The organism is Cupriavidus sp. R6-3 (assembly GCF_059772245.1).
Map to the genome: position 1 here is coordinate 1 of NZ_JCBAJO010000416.1, position 1,916 is coordinate 1,916.

At 71.4% G+C, this 1,916-nt stretch carries 2 protein-coding genes; both read left to right on the forward strand.

Features of this window, described 5'->3' with window-relative positions; translation table 11 throughout:
- The first annotated feature begins 173 nt into the window (after window positions 1-173).
- Window positions 174-1,181: an isocitrate/isopropylmalate dehydrogenase family protein gene (locus tag AC6EI8_RS26260; RefSeq protein ID WP_149318364.1), complete on the forward strand. Its 1,008-nt coding sequence runs from the start codon at window positions 174-176 to the stop codon at window positions 1,179-1,181.
- Between the two features lie 326 nt (window positions 1,182-1,507).
- Window positions 1,508-1,916, forward strand: a 409-nt coding sequence (locus tag AC6EI8_RS26265) for a helix-turn-helix domain-containing protein (RefSeq protein WP_498383362.1), incomplete at its 3' end; no start/stop codon positions are given.

Here is a 1,916-nt window from a genome sequence, read left to right on the forward strand (position 1 = left end):
TGCCGGCCCGGGCTGTTCGTCGCCTCGGCGTGCCGCTGCCACCCGAAGTCATTGTCAATTTGTGGAGATCGCCTGTGCAAACCGATGCAAATCCGACCAACAAGGCCGACAGGACGACGCCCGGCGCGACCCCCGGCGCGACCACCAGCGCGACCCCCGGCGGCGGTGCCGCCATCCCGGCCACGCTGATTCCCGGCGACGGCATCGGCCCGGAAATCATGGCCGCCACCTTGCAGGTGCTGGACGCGCTGGGCGCGCCGTTCGCCTGGGAAACGCAGCAGGCCGGCATGGCGGCGCTGGAGACCAGCGGCGACCCGCTGCCCGAGGCCACGCTGGACAGCATCCGCCGCACCGGGCTGGCGCTGAAGGGGCCGCTGACCACGCCGGTGGGCGGGGGCTTCCGCTCGGTCAACGTCCGGCTGCGGGAGCTGTTCCAGCTGTACGCCAACGTGCGGCCGGCGCGCACGCTGGTGCCCGGCCGCTATCAGGACATCGACCTGGTGCTGGTGCGCGAGAACGTCGGCGGCTTCTATGTCGCGCACGACTACTACATTGCCGTCGGCGACGATCCGCGCGCGGTGGCGGTGTCCACCGGCACCAATACGCGCGCCGATTGCCTGCGCATCGCCCGCTTCGCCTTCGAATACGCGCTGCGCAATGGCCGCAGGAAGGTCACCGTGGTCCATAAGGCCAACATCCTGAAGGCGCTGACCGGCATCTTCCTGGAGGCCGCGCGCGAGGTGGCGGCCGATTATGCGGGGCGGGTCGAGATGGAGGACCGCATCGTCGATGCCTGCGCGATGCAGCTGGTGCTGGACCCGTGGAAGTTCGACGTGCTGCTGTGCACCAACCTGTTCGGCGACATCCTGTCGGACCAGATCGCGGGACTGGTCGGTGGGCTGGGGCTGGCGCCGGGCGCCAATATCGGCGAGCACGCGGCGGTCTTCGAGGCCGTGCACGGCTCCGCGCCGGACATCGCGGGCAAGGGCGTGGCCAATCCGGTCGCGCTGATGCTGGCGGCCGGACTGATGCTCGAGCATGTCGGCCGCCAGGACCTGGCGCAGCGGATGCGCACCGCGATCGACCGGACGCTGAACGAGGACAACATCCGCACCGGCGACCTGAAGGGCAAGGCCAGCACGCGCGAGTTTGCGGACGCGGTGGTGCGGCGGTTGGCGTGAGGTGGCCGGGGGCGAGACGGCTCGGGTGAGGCGGCTCGGGTGAGGCGGCTCGGGTGAGACGGCTCGGGTGAGGCGGCTCGGGTGAGGCGGCTCGGGTGAGGCGGCTCGGGTGAGGCGGCTCGGGTGAGACGGCTCGGGTGCGGCCGCTGAGGTGGCCAGCCGCGTTGGAGCCGGGATGAGGCGGCCCGGGTCCGGGGGGAGGCCGGTGACGCGAAGCGGTCTGCATTGACAAAGAAAGCGCCGTTCTATACGGTGCACGGTCGCCGCGCGCCCGGCTGCATCCGCCCGCCGCGCCCGCGACCCGCCGATCCGCTGACCCATCACCGATGCCCCGTAAAGCCGCCCAGGTTTCCGAAGCCGACAAGCATGCCGCCGAGGGCGGCGCGGTAGCGGTGGATCGCGCGCTGTTCCTGCTGCGCGCGTTCCGGCTCGGCGATACCGCGCTGACGCTGGCCGAGCTGGCGCAGCGTTCCGGCCTCTACAAAAGTACGCTGCTGCGGCTGCTCGCCTCGCTCGAGCATGCGCGGCTGGTCGTGCGGCATGCCGACGGCCGCTACGGCCTCGGCCCCGAGGTCGCGCGCCTGCACGCGGTCTATGCCGCGTCGTTCTCGCTGGAGACGGCCGTGATGCCGGTGCTGCGCCAGCTGGTGCAGGACACCCGCGAGAGCGCCGCCTTCCATGTCGAGCAGGGCGAGCACCGGCTATGCCTCTATCGCGTCGATTCCCCGCAGCCGG